The organism is Rubritalea tangerina, assembly GCF_042683245.1.
GTDB lineage: Bacteria > Verrucomicrobiota > Verrucomicrobiia > Verrucomicrobiales > Akkermansiaceae > Rubritalea > Rubritalea tangerina.
The window spans coordinates 66,676-80,936 of the sequence record NZ_JBHUJB010000089.1 but is presented as its reverse complement, the minus strand read 5'-3'; the positions used below and the strand labels follow the sequence as shown (position 1 = coordinate 80,936).

The 14,261-nt window shown below is 50.0% G+C and carries 12 protein-coding genes; 9 read left to right on the top strand and 3 right to left on the bottom strand.

Annotated features, from left to right (window positions below; all coding sequences use genetic code 11):
• Position 1: 1 nt before the first annotated feature.
• Genes ACFSW8_RS17450 through ACFSW8_RS17440 form a run of 3 tightly spaced genes read right to left on the bottom strand, consistent with a single transcriptional unit; the run spans position 2 to position 2,151 of the window.
• Positions 2–661, bottom strand: a complete 660-nt coding sequence (locus ACFSW8_RS17450) for a thermonuclease family protein (protein WP_377089824.1) — start codon at positions 659–661, stop codon at positions 2–4.
• A 9-nt stretch (positions 662–670) separates the two neighbouring features.
• Positions 671–1,312, bottom strand: coding sequence for a murein hydrolase activator EnvC family protein (locus ACFSW8_RS17445; RefSeq protein WP_377089823.1), 642 nt, complete (start codon positions 1,310–1,312; stop codon positions 671–673).
• Positions 1,313–1,326: 14 nt separating this feature from the next.
• A complete protein-coding gene (locus tag ACFSW8_RS17440) occupies positions 1,327–2,151 on the bottom strand; it encodes an undecaprenyl-diphosphate phosphatase (RefSeq protein ID WP_377178891.1) in 825 nt (274 codons plus the stop codon).
• A 156-nt stretch (positions 2,152–2,307) separates the two neighbouring features.
• Here ACFSW8_RS17440 and ACFSW8_RS17435 point away from each other — a divergent pair, with 156 nt between their 5' ends.
• The 9 genes from ACFSW8_RS17435 to ACFSW8_RS17395 all read left to right on the top strand — a co-directional run bounded on the left by ACFSW8_RS17435 (position 2,308) and on the right by ACFSW8_RS17395 (position 14,260).
• Positions 2,308–4,290, top strand: coding sequence for an ABC-F family ATP-binding cassette domain-containing protein (locus tag ACFSW8_RS17435; protein WP_377089821.1), 1,983 nt, complete (start codon positions 2,308–2,310; stop codon positions 4,288–4,290).
• A 162-nt stretch (positions 4,291–4,452) separates the two neighbouring features.
• Positions 4,453–4,863: an ElaB/YgaM/YqjD family protein gene (locus ACFSW8_RS17430; RefSeq protein ID WP_377089819.1), complete on the top strand. Its 411-nt coding sequence runs from the start codon at positions 4,453–4,455 to the stop codon at positions 4,861–4,863.
• Between the two features lie 88 nt (positions 4,864–4,951).
• Complete coding sequence (locus ACFSW8_RS17425; RefSeq protein WP_377089818.1) at positions 4,952–5,398, top strand: phage holin family protein; 447 nt, start codon at positions 4,952–4,954, stop codon at positions 5,396–5,398.
• Complete coding sequence (locus ACFSW8_RS17420) at positions 5,362–5,781, top strand: hypothetical protein (RefSeq protein ID WP_377089817.1); 420 nt, start codon at positions 5,362–5,364, stop codon at positions 5,779–5,781. The genes ACFSW8_RS17425 and ACFSW8_RS17420 overlap by 37 nt, the downstream gene beginning before the upstream one ends.
• Positions 5,782–5,784: 3 nt before the next feature.
• Positions 5,785–8,331: an AsmA-like C-terminal region-containing protein gene (locus tag ACFSW8_RS17415; RefSeq protein ID WP_377089816.1), complete on the top strand. Its 2,547-nt coding sequence runs from the start codon at positions 5,785–5,787 to the stop codon at positions 8,329–8,331.
• 161 nt (positions 8,332–8,492) lie between these two features.
• Positions 8,493–11,144, top strand: a complete 2,652-nt coding sequence (locus ACFSW8_RS17410; RefSeq protein WP_377089814.1) for a GtrA domain-containing protein — start codon at positions 8,493–8,495, stop codon at positions 11,142–11,144.
• Positions 11,141–11,806 (top strand): hypothetical protein, encoded by a 666-nt coding sequence (locus ACFSW8_RS17405; RefSeq protein ID WP_377089813.1) that lies wholly within the window; start codon positions 11,141–11,143, stop codon positions 11,804–11,806. The genes ACFSW8_RS17410 and ACFSW8_RS17405 overlap by 4 nt, the downstream gene beginning before the upstream one ends.
• Positions 11,807–11,810: 4 nt before the next feature.
• Positions 11,811–12,800, top strand: a complete 990-nt coding sequence (locus ACFSW8_RS17400) for a prenyltransferase/squalene oxidase repeat-containing protein (protein WP_377089812.1) — start codon at positions 11,811–11,813, stop codon at positions 12,798–12,800.
• A complete protein-coding gene (locus tag ACFSW8_RS17395) occupies positions 12,797–14,260 on the top strand; it encodes a hypothetical protein (protein ID WP_377089811.1) in 1,464 nt (487 codons plus the stop codon). The genes ACFSW8_RS17400 and ACFSW8_RS17395 overlap by 4 nt, the downstream gene beginning before the upstream one ends.
• Position 14,261 lies beyond the last annotated feature (1 nt).

The window sequence follows — 14,261 nt, the reverse complement described above, 5'->3', positions numbered from 1 at the left end:
GTCAATGCGATATCACTCCCCATCCACCACGACCTGACTCTTGAGCTCGACCTTCCATCTCAGATAACCTCTCCAATTGCTCACCAGTAGAACTCCCATCCGGCATCACTGAGGGCTTCGTGTGAATCCTCGCTAGCCCCTTGGCCACCAAAATTTCGTGAAGATAATAGCTTCCCCCCTCGTACTCCACCACCACAAACGCATACTTCCTCTGTGGGCCATAAACATTCTCCCACCTAGTCACGACTCTAAAACTTCCTTCAGACAATAATTCGCGAACAAATCCCTTCGCGGATTGACCCAGCGCACATGTTTGCTCACGACTCAACCCACCAAAGTAGCGGCCTTGATCGTCGAGCCTTTTGCCATTCGTTTCCCCATTCGCATATTCTTTGTACTTACTCTCTGGAGCATCCACATAGTAGAGGCGAAACTCAGTAACCTCACCGCCATGCCGGACACGAAAACTATCCCCATCATTACCTCGACTCTCAATCCATTCACATGACTCAAGTGACGTATACGGGCCAAAGTCGTCACCCACCTCCGAAAATAACCTAGTATCTTCGACTCCTTCCCATCTAGCAGAATCTCTCTTCGGTGAATACCACGCCACCACCAATATAGTAATGACGATTAGCGCTGTGCTAAGCCGCTTCATCTCACAGCTCTATAGTCCCTTGAACCCTTTGTAGGCTTTGTATGTCCCAGTAGGCACTGCTTGCTTACCACTTTCTTTCTTCAATGTGCGGTACTTCTTAATAAATGCCGTTGGGTCAGCCCAATGCGTGAGATTCTTATCCACACTCGTCCGATGCATCCCAATCTTTAAATTGTGACGGATCTCAAAATGTAAATGGGCCATGTACATCCCCCGGTTATTCCCCATCGTAGCGATCTGTTGGCCACGTTTCACTTTGTCCCCCACCTTCACTAACATCTTGCGGTTGTGCCCGTACAAGGAATCAACATACTTCACCTGCCCAGATTGAGGGTCACGGTATGCATGGCGTAAAATAATCACACGCCCCCAACCACCTCGGATATCATAAGCAAAGGTCACCACACCATTCGCAATCGCATAAATGGGATCGTGTAAATCCGTATCTCCCCCACCCAAACCATTCCAGTCCTCACCAAAATGCACCGGTGAACGCAAGCGCAACCCGCGCGCCTTGTAATACCCCTTCGCATCCGGCTTGCCGACTGGGTAGTCGAACCCATCTGCCAATTCCACGCTCACCCTTCCCGCATACGAAAAGTCAAAACAAAGAAAATAAGCAATAAATGTCAGTAGGGGTAAAAGCTTCATAAATAAGAGCGGAACTATGCCGCTAACGAGAAATAAAGCATACCACTAACACCTGCGGCAAAACAATAGTAAGAAAAATACTCCAGCTTCCCCTTCTTCACAGCTCCCATCACCAAATAAATTGCCAGTAAGCCCACCACCGCTGCCGCTCCAGCTCCCGCCAAATAAGGAGTCGTAAAACACGCTTCGAATGCCTTCCCCAAGGACCCCGTCTGCTCAATCTTATCCTTCATTGTCAAAACAAACCCACCTGCTATGGCCGGAATCGACATCAAAAATGAAAATTCTGCTGCTTTTTCAGCCTTCACCCCACTCACTAAACCCGCCGCGATCGTCGATCCAGACCGTGAGATACCTGGTAAAATCGCAAATGCCTGACCAATCCCCATCATCAATGCCCCCCTCGTTCCTACCTCACTCACACCTCCACGTACCAAACGCGGAACAAAAAGCACCAAACCCGTCACTATCAATAAACCCGATACCAATACTGGGTTTCCTGGAGCCGCATCAAAAAAATCTTTAAACAGTAATGCAGCAATCACTGCAGGTACCGTGGCCAATCCCAAATACAATATCTTCATGCGCTCCGCCCCCATTTCCTTGGTGTAGAGAGATTGTACTAACTTCCATAAACTCTTCCGGAAAAATAATAAAACGCTCACCAATGTCCCCACATGTAAGATGATTTCAAATGCCAAATCCGGATGGTGCTCCCCCCCAACTTCCCTAATCCCCAATAAATATTGAGTCAAAACAATGTGTCCGCTCGAAGAGATCGGCAAAAATTCCGCTAATCCTTGAACAATTCCTACAATAACAGCTTTCCAAATCTCCATAGATGATTCCCTCAGGGTCGTGACGAAGACTATGGACTCACCTCCGGACATCAAGTGAATTGATAGAAAACCCACAGCAAAATCACACCCTCCCACCCTGAGCTCCCCCCATATTCACCATTGCTAAGATGCCTATTTCCCTCTACGCACAGCCCTGTGCTAGCGATCAAGAAATTACGCGTCGAGTTCGGCCCCAGAGTCCTCTTCAAAGACCTCTCGTTTTCCGTCATGGAAAAAGAACGTATCTCCTTTGCCGGACATAACGGCGCGGGTAAATCCACCTTGATGAAATGTATCGGTGGTGTCATCGAAGCGAACGAAGGCGAAATCACCAAACCACGTGGCTGTAAAATCGGCTACCTCCCACAAGAAGGAATCCACATCCACGGCATCTCACTCTGGGATGAAACAGAATCCGCATTCGGCGAAGCTAAAGAACTTCAAACCACTATCGATAAACTCTCCGAAGAACTCCAAAATCTCGATTCTTCCTCCCAAACCTATATCGACCACCTCCATAGAATCGGTGAGCTCGAACTCAAACTCGAGCACTTTGACCCAAGCCGTATGAAGCCCCGCATCGAGTCAGTGCTCACCGGCCTCGGCTTCAAACGCTCAGACTTCGAACGTGACTGTGGGGAATTTTCTGGTGGCTGGCAAATGCGTATCGCCATGGCCAAACTCTTCCTCCAAGAGCCTGAGGTCCTCCTCCTCGACGAACCTACCAACCACCTCGATATCGACTCGCAAACCTGGATGGAGCAATACCTCTTCAACTACCCAGGTGCCATCATCATCATCTCCCACGACCTCGCACTCCTCGATGCCCTCACCACACGCACGATCGCCTTCGCTCACGGCCGTGCAGAAGAATATGCCGGAAACTATTCCTTCTACCTGAAAGAATCAAAACTCCGTAAAGAAATCCTCCTCAAACAATACGAGTCGCAACAACGCGAAATCGAAAAAACAAAACAATTTATCGACCGCTTCAGAGCCAAAGCATCCAAAGCCTCTCAAGCACAATCCCGCCTCAAACAACTCGAAAAAATGGAGCTCATCGAAATCGAACAAGACGATGCAGTCATGAGCTTCACCTTCCCCACTCCCCCACCATCCACCCAACTCGTCGCACAACTCGACTCCGCCTCCAAAGCCTACGGCTCCAATACCATCTTCTCAAACTTTAACTTCAAAGTAGAAAAAGGTGCTCGCATCGCCATCGTCGGACCCAATGGCGCCGGAAAATCAACATTCTGTAGACTCATCACCGGCCAAGAATCACCAGATTCCGGCTCCTTCGAACTCGGCCCAAAATCCGCCATCTCCTTCTTCTCACAAAACCACGCCGATGAACTCGACCCCAATAAAACAGTCCTAGAAACTTGCGAAGAAGCCGCCTCACGAGAAAATGCACCCCTTGTTAGAAATATCCTTGGTTGCTTCCTCTTCCGCGGAGATGATGTCTTTAAAAAAGTTGGCGTCCTCTCTGGCGGTGAACGCTCACGTGTCGCACTCGTACGTATGCTCATCCAGCCCGCTAACTTCCTCATCCTTGATGAACCTACAAACCACCTGGACGTCCAATCTCAAGAAGTCCTCCAAACAGCCCTTAACGAATACCCCGGTTCCTACCTTATCGTCTCGCACAACCGATCCTTCCTCGACCCCATCGTCACCAAAACTCTCGAGTTTAGACCCGGTGAACACCCGCAACTCTACCACGGAAATGTCAGCTACTACCTCGATAAAAAAGAAGAGGAAAAAAATGCTGCCAAAAATCTAACCTCCGCCACTAACACGAGCGCTGCCACTTCCAACCAGACTCCCTCAAAGCTCTCTCGCAAAGAACAACGAAAGATCGAGGCCGAACAAAGACAAAAACGCAATAAAGTCCTCAAGCCCCTCCAACAAGAATTCGAGAAAGTCGAACAATCTATCGCTGAGTTCGAGGCCGCACAAACTACCCTCACCCAACACATGTCCTCCACTGAGGTGGCCTCCGACCCTAACAAAATGCAGGAAGCCAGTAATGCCTACCAAAACCTATCAGAGAAGTTAGAGAATGCCTACACGCGATGGTCTGAGCTAAGTGAAGAAATCGAGCAGTTAGAGGCCACTCTCACCATTACAAACTAAAGCGCATTTTCTAGCAGAGGATCCTTGAATATTCGACCTTCTTGTGTATCCTAATGGCGAATGGTTCATTGAATTATCCCAGTATTCCTCCAACACGGGTGAGCCAATACAGCAACTAACTTTTCTAGCCATTCGAGCTAAACATACGAACAAAATAATATCATGGATTACGCAACCCCAAACCCAAATGCCCTCAGAGACGAGGAAGAAACCACAACACCAACTGTTCCTGCAAGCAAGGCCACTGAATTGCGCCAAGCTGCCGCGGAGAAGGCACGCGTCGCTGCTCAAGGCGTTCAGAATAAAGCAACCCAACTCAAAAACGCAGCCTCAGAAAAGGCTCAGCAGTTTAAGAGTTATGCCGGTGATAAAGCTGTCGCCTTGAAAGAAGAAGCCAGCCAAAAAGCTCATGAAGTCAAGCTGGCTGCTGCTGATAAATATGAACAGGGAAAAGCAAAGGCCAAAGACGTGCATGCGAGCTCTGAAGAATACGTGCGCCAGCACCCAACCAAGTGCGTACTCGGCGCTTTTGGCGTCGGTCTACTCATTGGATTATTGGCTCGCCGTCGCTAGTCAAAACCAGTAATTAAGACTCACAACCAACTGACCGGCTCCTCCCCGCATGGTGAGAGCCGGTTTTTTCACATTTGCCCCATATCCTATGTCTGATGACACCCCTCCAAAGCACGAGTTTACTCTCAAGGACACTCTCGAATACCTCAAGGACTCGGGAGCTGACTACATGCGTGCTAAAGCCGAGCTGGCTTCCATTGAAGCTAAAGAAGCCGCCGAAGAAAGCGCCAAACGCGCCGCCATTGGTGCCAAACTCGCCTTTGCTGGCCTCTTTAGCTACATCCTTCTGCTCGTCACTCTCATTGGCGCATGCACCAATCTACTCGAAGGCAAGATGATGGTCATTGGTGAACAACACATTGGTACTTGGCCAATCGTAACCTTCGGCTTCTTCCTTATCCACCTACTCTGCGTCTTTATCTTCCTTGATAAACTGAAAACTGCGAGCAAGAAGGTCCTCTTCGAACACACTGTGGCTGAACTTGAAAAAGACAAAAAATGGCTAGAACAAATCAAAGCGAACAACGAAAACTAGAGCTTGTCGCCCAGCTAGAAGATGCACGCACCTCCATGCTCGGTGCCAAATTGCTTCTCGATGAACAATTGGCCGATAAGAAGGCTTCCCTTACCGAAGCTCTCAATGTCCCCAAACGCGTCAAAAAAGCGTTCATGGAACAACCCATAAAAAGCTTCAGTGTCGCTCTCGCCAGTGGACTCGGCGCTTCGATTTTCTTCAAAAAGAAACCTAAGAAGCAAAATACCGAAAAAGTTGCCAAAGCTTCAGTCCTCACTGGCCTCTTCCTTGCAGTGCTTAAACCTATCCTCCAGAGGCTCGCACTCCAATACTCACAACAATGGCTCGCTCAAAGAGCGAACCATAAACAGCACGATCGCTACCAGCTCGATCAAGTCCAGTAACAGATGACCATACGCCGCCTGCTGATTCGCCTCCGCGTTCTTATCACTCTGATCATAGCGTCGGGAGTGGTTGCAGGTATCGCGAGTCTCATCTATTTACACGAAAAAGGCTTCAGTGACGCGGCTGGTGACCGTGTCGCTGAAGAAATGGAGCGCTACGGAATCTACGCTGAATTCGACAACCTCAGCTTCCACCTCATCAATGGCCTGACCGCCAACAATGTCCGCCTCTTCAGAAGTATCGAACGCAATGTCCAAATTGCTGAGCTCCCAGCACTCGCCATCCATGTCGATAAAACAAAGCTCATGCGCGGCAACCTCAAGATCAACACGATCTCATTGACCGACGCCCAACTCGCCATCCCACTCGTCCGAGGCGAAGCCCAAAGCCCAGTGATCAACATCTCCGATGTCTCCGGGTCAATTGACCTACCTGGCGCTCAATCACTCAGCACCACCGACCTCACCGGACTCTATGAAGGCATCCGCGTGACCATTAGCTGTAATATTTGGAGAGATGCACCTAAAGAAGATTTTGTGCCCGACCCAGAATCAAAATCCCGCCGAATAGCACAATATTCCCAATTCCTCGAACAACTCCAAAATTGGAACTGGCCAAGTGATTCCCCACCCGAGCTGAAAATCTTTATCGAAGGCAACCTCTCAAACCCCAATAAAGTCGATTTCGACTTCCTCGTCCAAGCCAAAGAACTCGATTACAAAGACTATAAAATGCAAGACATCGAGCTCGAGGGGGACTGGAACCAAAACCTCATCACGCTCGATAACCTAGCATTCTCTCATCAAGGCGAACGTTGCCAGCTCGTCGCCGACTTTGACCTCCAACAAAAAAATGGCCGCGTCAAAATTGACTCCACACTCCACATCCAAAACTTTGCCAAAAAAGTCTTTAACAAAAGAATCATGGAGCGATTCAGCTCCGCCGGCAAAACCCACATCATCGCCTCCGGAAAATTCCAGCTCCCCAACGAACAACAACCCAAACTTGACCTCCAACTCACTGGCAACATCTCAGGTAGCGACTTCAGCTTCAACGGTGCATCCGTCAATGACCTCACAACAGAGTTCTCTTGGAATAATGGAGACCTCTATCTCGATAAACTCCATGTCATCCACCCGAATGGCAAACTCCATGGCCGTATCATCATCAAAGACCAACGGGTGCGCTACAAAATGGTCTCCAGTCTCCCAGCTCGCGACTATTTCCCATTCATCAGGTCAGAACCGCTCAAGCGTGAACTCTCCAAACTCAATTTCACCTCAAAATCCTACATCGATGTGCACGCCAGCGGACGCATGAATCTCGAGGACAAAACCGACTGGGAGTCACACGGCCATGCCGAGTTGCGCCATTTTTCACACAATGGCGTCCCCGTGAGCTACGCCCAAGGGAAATACCGCCTCGATCGAACCACCGCCACCTTCACTGACCTCACAGCCACATTTGACTACAGTGACTACGCAATGCGTAAGGCGTACAATGGCCCAAAATCTGGCACCCTTACCGCCAAATCCTTCCACTTCGATTGGCCTAAACGCAGCACCGAAATCAAGACCATCAGAGGCACTGCTTGGCCAGCCCCAGTCTTGAGGCTCTTTGCACCTAAAATTGCCGATCACCTCGAGAACTACAAATTCCACCTCCCCCCCACAGTCAGTTGCTCTGGTCTAGTGAGCTGGGCCAAGGGCTCAGCCAATAAAATGCGCCTCGTCGTCGGCTTCACTAGCACCGGACTCACCGAATTCAATTTCCTTAAGAAAAATATCGGCCTGACAAATATCAAAGGGCAAGTCACCGTCCTGCCCGATAAAGTCCAAATCAATAAACTCAGCAGCAGAGTCTTCGGTGGCAATGCCTCGGGCTACATTCACGTCACCCCATCAGATTCTTCCTACTCCGGGCGCTTCCAGTGGGATAAACTCAGACTGAAGTCCATCAGCAGTACTTACGGGTTCAAAGGCCTCAATCAAGGATCCCTCACCGGCTCATTCACTTTCAGAGGTAAAGGCAGTGCTATCAAAACCCTCAACGGACACGGAAACCTTGCACTCTCCAATGGTGATCTCTTCGCAGTCCCACTCTTCGGTCCACTCTCATCGTTGATCGATAGTGTCGTCAACCCACTTGCTAACCAACAACTGCTTCACGAACGCGCCCGGGACTTCTCATGCAATTTTTCTGCTAAAAATGGCATCTTCTACAGTAACGACCTCACCTCCATGACCCCCAGCACAACCTTCACAGGGGAAGGCTGGATCGATCTCAATAAAGAACTCCTCGATATCACCATTCGGATGAACTTCCGCGGACTAATGGGCCTCGCTGAAGTACCCATGAAAGTGATAGAGCTTCCCTTCCAAGCCCTCAAAACAGTCCTGACTGGTAAAGAAGTCAAGGGCCTCAGACAATTCCGCGGCTCCGGCAAAATCAGTAGCCCGAATTGGCAATTCACCCCCTTCCAACCACCGCGCGATGGTAAAAACGACCCGATTTTCCGCAAACCTCCACGCGCACAGGTCGTCAAGTAATGCCCCATACCTCAATGGCGGCCCCAAAAAGTCTGCCAACACGGAAACTATTCCTTGGATTTTTACGATAAGCCACGACTATAGAGCTTCGTACACTATTTGGTGGTGTTAATCTATTCACACCCTCAAAATCGTGTATACTGCTAGCAAAGCTCTTTACAATGCCAGACCAGAAGAAAACCCATTCACAAGCTTTACCTGACTCACTCCGTAAGCAGCTGAGACAATTTCGTGGACGCGTATGGCGCATCAAAGTTCTCGAGGCTGTCCTAGCCGGCCTCTTCGGACTCTTGCTTTCCTACATCCTCGTCTACGCCTGTGACAGACTCTTCCCAACACCTGGCTGGCTTCGCCTCCTGATACTAGCTCTCGGAGTATCCCTATCAGCTATCTTTGCCCCCCTCTGGATCAACCGCTGGGTCTTTAAACACCGTCGTGAAAGCGAACTCGCCCACCTCATCGCTAAGCAATACCCGCGCCTCGGTGATCGTCTGCTGGGTGTCGTAGAACTCGAAAACCAAGACGCCAATGACACCTCACTCTCGCCCCGACTCCGAGAGGCTGCCATGCAAGAAGTGGCTTCTGAGGTCAAAGATCGCGACCTTCACAACGCCCTCCCCAAATCTTGGCACAAAAAGTGGAGCCTCGCCGTCCTTGCCATCGCTGGACTTATTCTGCTTGCCTACACGCTCACCCCAAAAGCCTCCTACAATGCCATGCAACGCTGGCTGATGCCATTGGCTGAAATCGAACGCTACACCGAAACGAAGATTGATTTCTCAAACCTCCCACAACCCTACCATGTAGCCCATGGTGAACCCTTCACCGTCGAGTTAAAATTAACCGAAGACTCAAACACTCCCGCACAAGCAAAAGCACGTGAAGGAGTCAAACCCTGGACCTTCAGCTCGCTCAACCAAAGGTCATACAACTTCGATTTCCCTCAAATTCTCAAAAAACAAGAAGTCGAACTCAGAGTGGGTGATGCCTTCGTCACTCTCGAGGTCACTCCCATCATGCGCCCCACCCTCGAGGAAATCACCGCCAAGGTCAGCTATCCTGACTACCTCCAAAAAGATGATGAACGCATCGATATCACCTCGGGCCAAGCCACAATCGTTGAAGGCAGTGAAGTCACCATCATCGCACGCGCTAATCGCGAGCTCCAACATGCCCAAGCTTCTCTCCTCGACCCTAGCAAGAATGCCAAATCCCGAATTGCCCACCAAGTCCAAGGCTCCACCTTCTCTCTTTCCCCACTCACTATCGAACAGGACAAGACCCAACTTGAACTCAATTGGACGGACGCCTTCACTCTCAACAACCTCGTCCCCACACAACTCAGCATTGAGAAACAGGTTGACTCCCCACCATCTGCCTACCTCCAAAATATCGCCAATGAAGTCTACGTCCTAGCTGACGGGGCCATCGAATTCGACGTCATCGCCGACGACGACTTCGGCATCAAACTAGCCGGTCTCGAATGGGTCGGTTCCTTCACTAAACCTTCACCACACACTCCAGCGCGTGGCTCTCTCGACCTCATCCAAGGGTCTCCCACCCTTCGAAACGCCTCTGAACCTATGATCTTCGCTTTCAAGGCATATGATATCCGACCGCAGAAACTCATCATGCGTGCCTGGGCCCAAGACTACCATAAAGACCACAAGCGATCCTATTCCGCCCCCATCACCGTCTACGTCCTCACCAAAGAAGAACACCGTGAGCTCATCGAACAAAAAACCCAGTCGGCTATCAATAAACTCGAAGACCTCATGCGTGCTGAACAAGACGCCCTCGACGAAAATAGACGCCTCGAAAGAAAAGACGGTCAAGAACTTCAAAATCAAGAAAATCGCGAAAAGCTCGCAGACCAAGCCCAGCGCGAAAACGAAAATGCTGACGCGATGGATGAGCTCGCCAAGGAAATGCAAGATATCTTCAAGGAAGCGAGCAAGAATGGTGAGATCGATCCCTCCACCATGAAAAAACTCGCCGAGTCCGCACTCGAAATGAAGCAAATGGCGGAACAACAAATGCCAGACATTTCAAAGAAACTCAACGACGCACAAAGTCCAGAGAACACCCCCGAGCGCAGTAAGCAAGACGTCCAAGAGGCAGTTGAAAAACAAAGTGAGCTCCTAAAACAAATGGAAGAAACCATCGCTAAGGCCAACGAAGCGAATAAGCAGCTCGAAGCAGGAACCTTCGTCAACCGACTCCGAAAAGCAGCCTCCGACCAAGAAGAACTCGCCAACTCCATTATTGAAATCACAACCAAAGAGGTGGTCGGAGGTGAGTTTGATGACGTCGACCCACGTGAGCAACGCTCGCTCATTAATTTCTATGCCATGCAAGAGCAAACCAGCTCCGACCTCCGCTGGATCCAAGAAGATCTCGGGCATTTCTTCTCACGCACTCAACAACAAGAACACAAAGACTTACTCGATAAAATGGCGGATTCAAACATCGATGCCGACATGGAACGCTTACTCCATAACATCGAACAAAACCACAATAACATCAGCCTCAACCAAGCCAAAAATCATGCCGAAATTCTTAGAAATTGGGCCAGCGAACTCCAAGACGCAAACGCCAAACAACAAGGCGGCGGTGGCGGCGGCGGTGGTGGCGGATCCAACTCTGAAGACCGTGATATCGAGTTCATGATCAAGGTGCTAGAACTCGTCCAAAAACAACAAAACATCCGAGGCACTAACCGTTCACTCGAACAAAAACGCCGCCTTCTCGACAAATCACAGTCGCAGCCAGCACCTACCCCCCCAGCACCTGAACCCAACATTTACCAATGAGATTCCTCATCTATCTTTCTGCTCTCTCTATCTCCACATGCTACGCTGAGTCTGAATTCCAGCGCATGTATAAGCGCGAACATGGTAAAAACGCCCAAGAAACCCCAGAGCAAATCATCGAAAATCACGCAAAAGGTGCTGAAAAAATTGCCCGCGAACAAGATGAACTCTCCGCTGATGTCCAAGAACTCATTCAAGGGGAAACCAATGGCAAAGTAATCCAGTTCCTCTCTGAAGCTGAAGAGCTAATGGCCGAAGCCACAGACCGCCTCGAAGAAAAAGACACTTCAGCTGCAACTATCGCTGTAGAAACAGAGGTCATCGAAAAAATTGCAGCCGCTGCAAACCAGAAACAACAGTCGTCTTCCAGTAAAGGCCAACAACAATCATCAGCCCTAATGGAGATGATGAAACAAATGATGGGACAGGGCCAAGAAGCTCAATCTGGCCAAGAAGGACAAGAAGGCCAGCAACCAGGTTCCTCTGCAGGAGAAGGACAAGAAGCTGACTCAGATTCCGCAAACCAACGCACTACCGAAAAAAGCGATGGCATGACCAGCACCCGTAAACTCCCTAAAAAATCTGGTAGCGCCGGAACTACCCTACCCAAAGAATTCCAAAAAGCCCTCGACGCCTACAACCGCGGACTCGATTCACAATAATCTCATGAAGCGCTTCATCGCCATTGCCCTCACCGGTCTCAGCCTTACCTCTCTCGCTCCCGCTCAAAGTATCGAGCGACGCCAAGAGGACCCCATCCCAGCAAAGGTCGAAACCATGTACACGCGCGGGCTGAAGTACCTCGCCAGCTCACAAGCTGCAAATGGCTCGTGGGAAGATAATTCTGGCAGCTACCCAGGTGTCGTTGGCCTCGCCACCCTCGCATTCCTCGCCCACGGCGAAGACCCCAACCACGGTCCCTACGCTAAAAATATCCAGCGCACCATCGATTACCTCATCAAATCCCAACGCGCCGACAACGGCTACATCGGTACGAGCATGTACAACCACGGCTTCGCCACCCTCGCTCTGGCCGAAGCCTACGGCGTCGTCGATGACCCAAGAATTGAAAAAGCGCTCGAAAAAGCAGTCGATTTGATTCTCTCAGCACAAAAGCGCAACCCAAAGGGCGCTTGGCGCTACAGTCCAGACAGTAAAGATGCCGACACTACGATTTCAGGCTGCCAAATCGTCGCTCTACTCGCCGCAAGAAATGCTGGTGTCGCAGTCCCAGATGCCGCCATCGAACGCGCCCTAAAATACATGGCCTCCTGTCGCGACACAGCCGGAGCATACGGCTACACATCACGTGGTGGCGGCAAGGTCACACTCACTGCCATCGGCTCACTTTGTTATTCCCTCGCCAAACAAAAAGACGCCAAAGGCTTCCAAAGCTCACTAGACTACCTCAAAAAAAATCTCGAATACAGAGACACCCACTACACCTACTACTTCGAGTACTATATGTCACAAGCCCTCTTTCAGGCTGACGAAGAAACGTGGAAACTCTGGAATGCTCAGAACATCCGCCTCATGGCCGCCACCCAACAGCAAAGTGGCGCATGGCTCGGTAACCGCGGCCCTTCATACAGCACAGCCAGTGCCCTGCTCTCCCTAGCTCTCAATTACCGCTACCTACCCATCTACGAAAAATGAAAGTTCAAGCACTCAGCCTCCTCTCCCTCTCGCTCGCTTGCCACCTCGCTCCTGCGAACGAAGATATTATCAACTTCAAAAATAACGATACCCTGCACGGAACTTTCCTTGGCTTCAAAGATAACCATACCATCCAATGGGAATCACCCGAATCCGATAACCCGATCGATTTTAAAACTGACGCACTCCGCAAAATCATCTTCCAAAAAGGGCTACCTCGTAAACCCTTCACCCACACCAGCTCTATCACACTTGCTAACGGAGACATCCTTCCCTGCTCAATAGTATCCATCGACTCCGAAGCTGTAGCCATCCATGCCGACTACTTAGGCGAACTCACCATCCCTCGGAATCAAATCCGCTCGTGTGACCTCAACCCTCTTGGCCAACAAATCCTCTACCAAGGACCATTCCAAGCCGATGAATGGCGCGTCGTTACCCCTCCCGATACCAATGACGCTGCCATTGAGGAACAAGCAGACTCTACCGTCAGCAACTGGGAATTCGCTAACTTCAGCTGGTACAATCGTGGCCAACAAGGCTCACTTATACTCAATGATGTCAAACTTCCCTCCTCCTATCGTGTGCTGTTCAAATTGGAATCAGCCCGAGCCACAAATGTCTCTCTGATCTTCGGCGCCGACTTCAAGAAGCCCGTTCTCGACGACAAAGAAGGCAATTCCAGAAGAAGTTCAGCCGACCGTATCACCTCCCAATTTGGTTCCTGCTTTGCGTTGAGACTGAGCTCCGGATCCACCTCACTCTCCATGTACAATGTCTCAGATGACGGTGAATCAAGTTACACCTATCTCAAACCCGTAAATGGTCGCTCAAGCTACAGGTCTCAGTCTAACTCACTAAGCTCAATCATCGAACTAAGAGTCGATACCCATAAACAATCCATTGCAAGCTTCCGCAATGGACAACTCATGCATATCTGGTCACTCAAAGATATGGCTCCGATCCCTAACGGTAGCGCCATCGGCTTCAATAGCCTCAGTGGAGGAGATATGTACCTCACACGGATCTCTGATTTCACAATCGCCCCCTGGAATGGAGTCATGGAATCTCCACTAAGCCTCGAATCCAATGAACATGATGTCGTCATGATCAATAATGGCACCGACCGATTCTCTGGATCCATCATCCAGCTCGACGCCGAGCAACTCACTCTCGACGGCAACTACACAAAGCTCAATATCCCACGTCAAGACCTCCAATCACTCAACTTTAACCTCAACACACTCAACGATAGCACGCCTAACCCAAAAAACTCTGCCCAGTTCCACATGGGAACTTCAGGTAAAATTACGGCTACCCCAACTAACACAAACTCAGACTCCATCCACCTGTCCCACCCAATCCTCGGAGAGCTTAAACTCAACTTTAACTACCTCACTGCCATTACCTATGATGCTCAGTCATCATTGTTAGACCAGTGGAACACAAAACTCAAATAGT

Coding starts and splice junctions, on each gene's coding strand:
- ACFSW8_RS17450 (WP_377089824.1), bottom strand. CDS start 661: ATGAAGCGGCTTAGCACAGCGCTAATCGTCATTACTATATTGGTGGTG.
- ACFSW8_RS17445 (WP_377089823.1), bottom strand. CDS start 1,312: ATGAAGCTTTTACCCCTACTGACATTTATTGCTTATTTTCTTTGTTTT.
- ACFSW8_RS17440 (WP_377178891.1), bottom strand. CDS start 2,151: ATGGAGATTTGGAAAGCTGTTATTGTAGGAATTGTTCAAGGATTAGCG.
- ACFSW8_RS17430 (WP_377089819.1), top strand. CDS start 4,453: ATGGATTACGCAACCCCAAACCCAAATGCCCTCAGAGACGAGGAAGAA.
- ACFSW8_RS17425 (WP_377089818.1), top strand. CDS start 4,952: ATGTCTGATGACACCCCTCCAAAGCACGAGTTTACTCTCAAGGACACT.
- ACFSW8_RS17420 (WP_377089817.1), top strand. CDS start 5,362: ATGGCTAGAACAAATCAAAGCGAACAACGAAAACTAGAGCTTGTCGCC.
- ACFSW8_RS17415 (WP_377089816.1), top strand. CDS start 5,785: ATGACCATACGCCGCCTGCTGATTCGCCTCCGCGTTCTTATCACTCTG.
- ACFSW8_RS17410 (WP_377089814.1), top strand. CDS start 8,493: ATGCCAGACCAGAAGAAAACCCATTCACAAGCTTTACCTGACTCACTC.
- ACFSW8_RS17405 (WP_377089813.1), top strand. CDS start 11,141: ATGAGATTCCTCATCTATCTTTCTGCTCTCTCTATCTCCACATGCTAC.
- ACFSW8_RS17400 (WP_377089812.1), top strand. CDS start 11,811: ATGAAGCGCTTCATCGCCATTGCCCTCACCGGTCTCAGCCTTACCTCT.
- ACFSW8_RS17395 (WP_377089811.1), top strand. CDS start 12,797: ATGAAAGTTCAAGCACTCAGCCTCCTCTCCCTCTCGCTCGCTTGCCAC.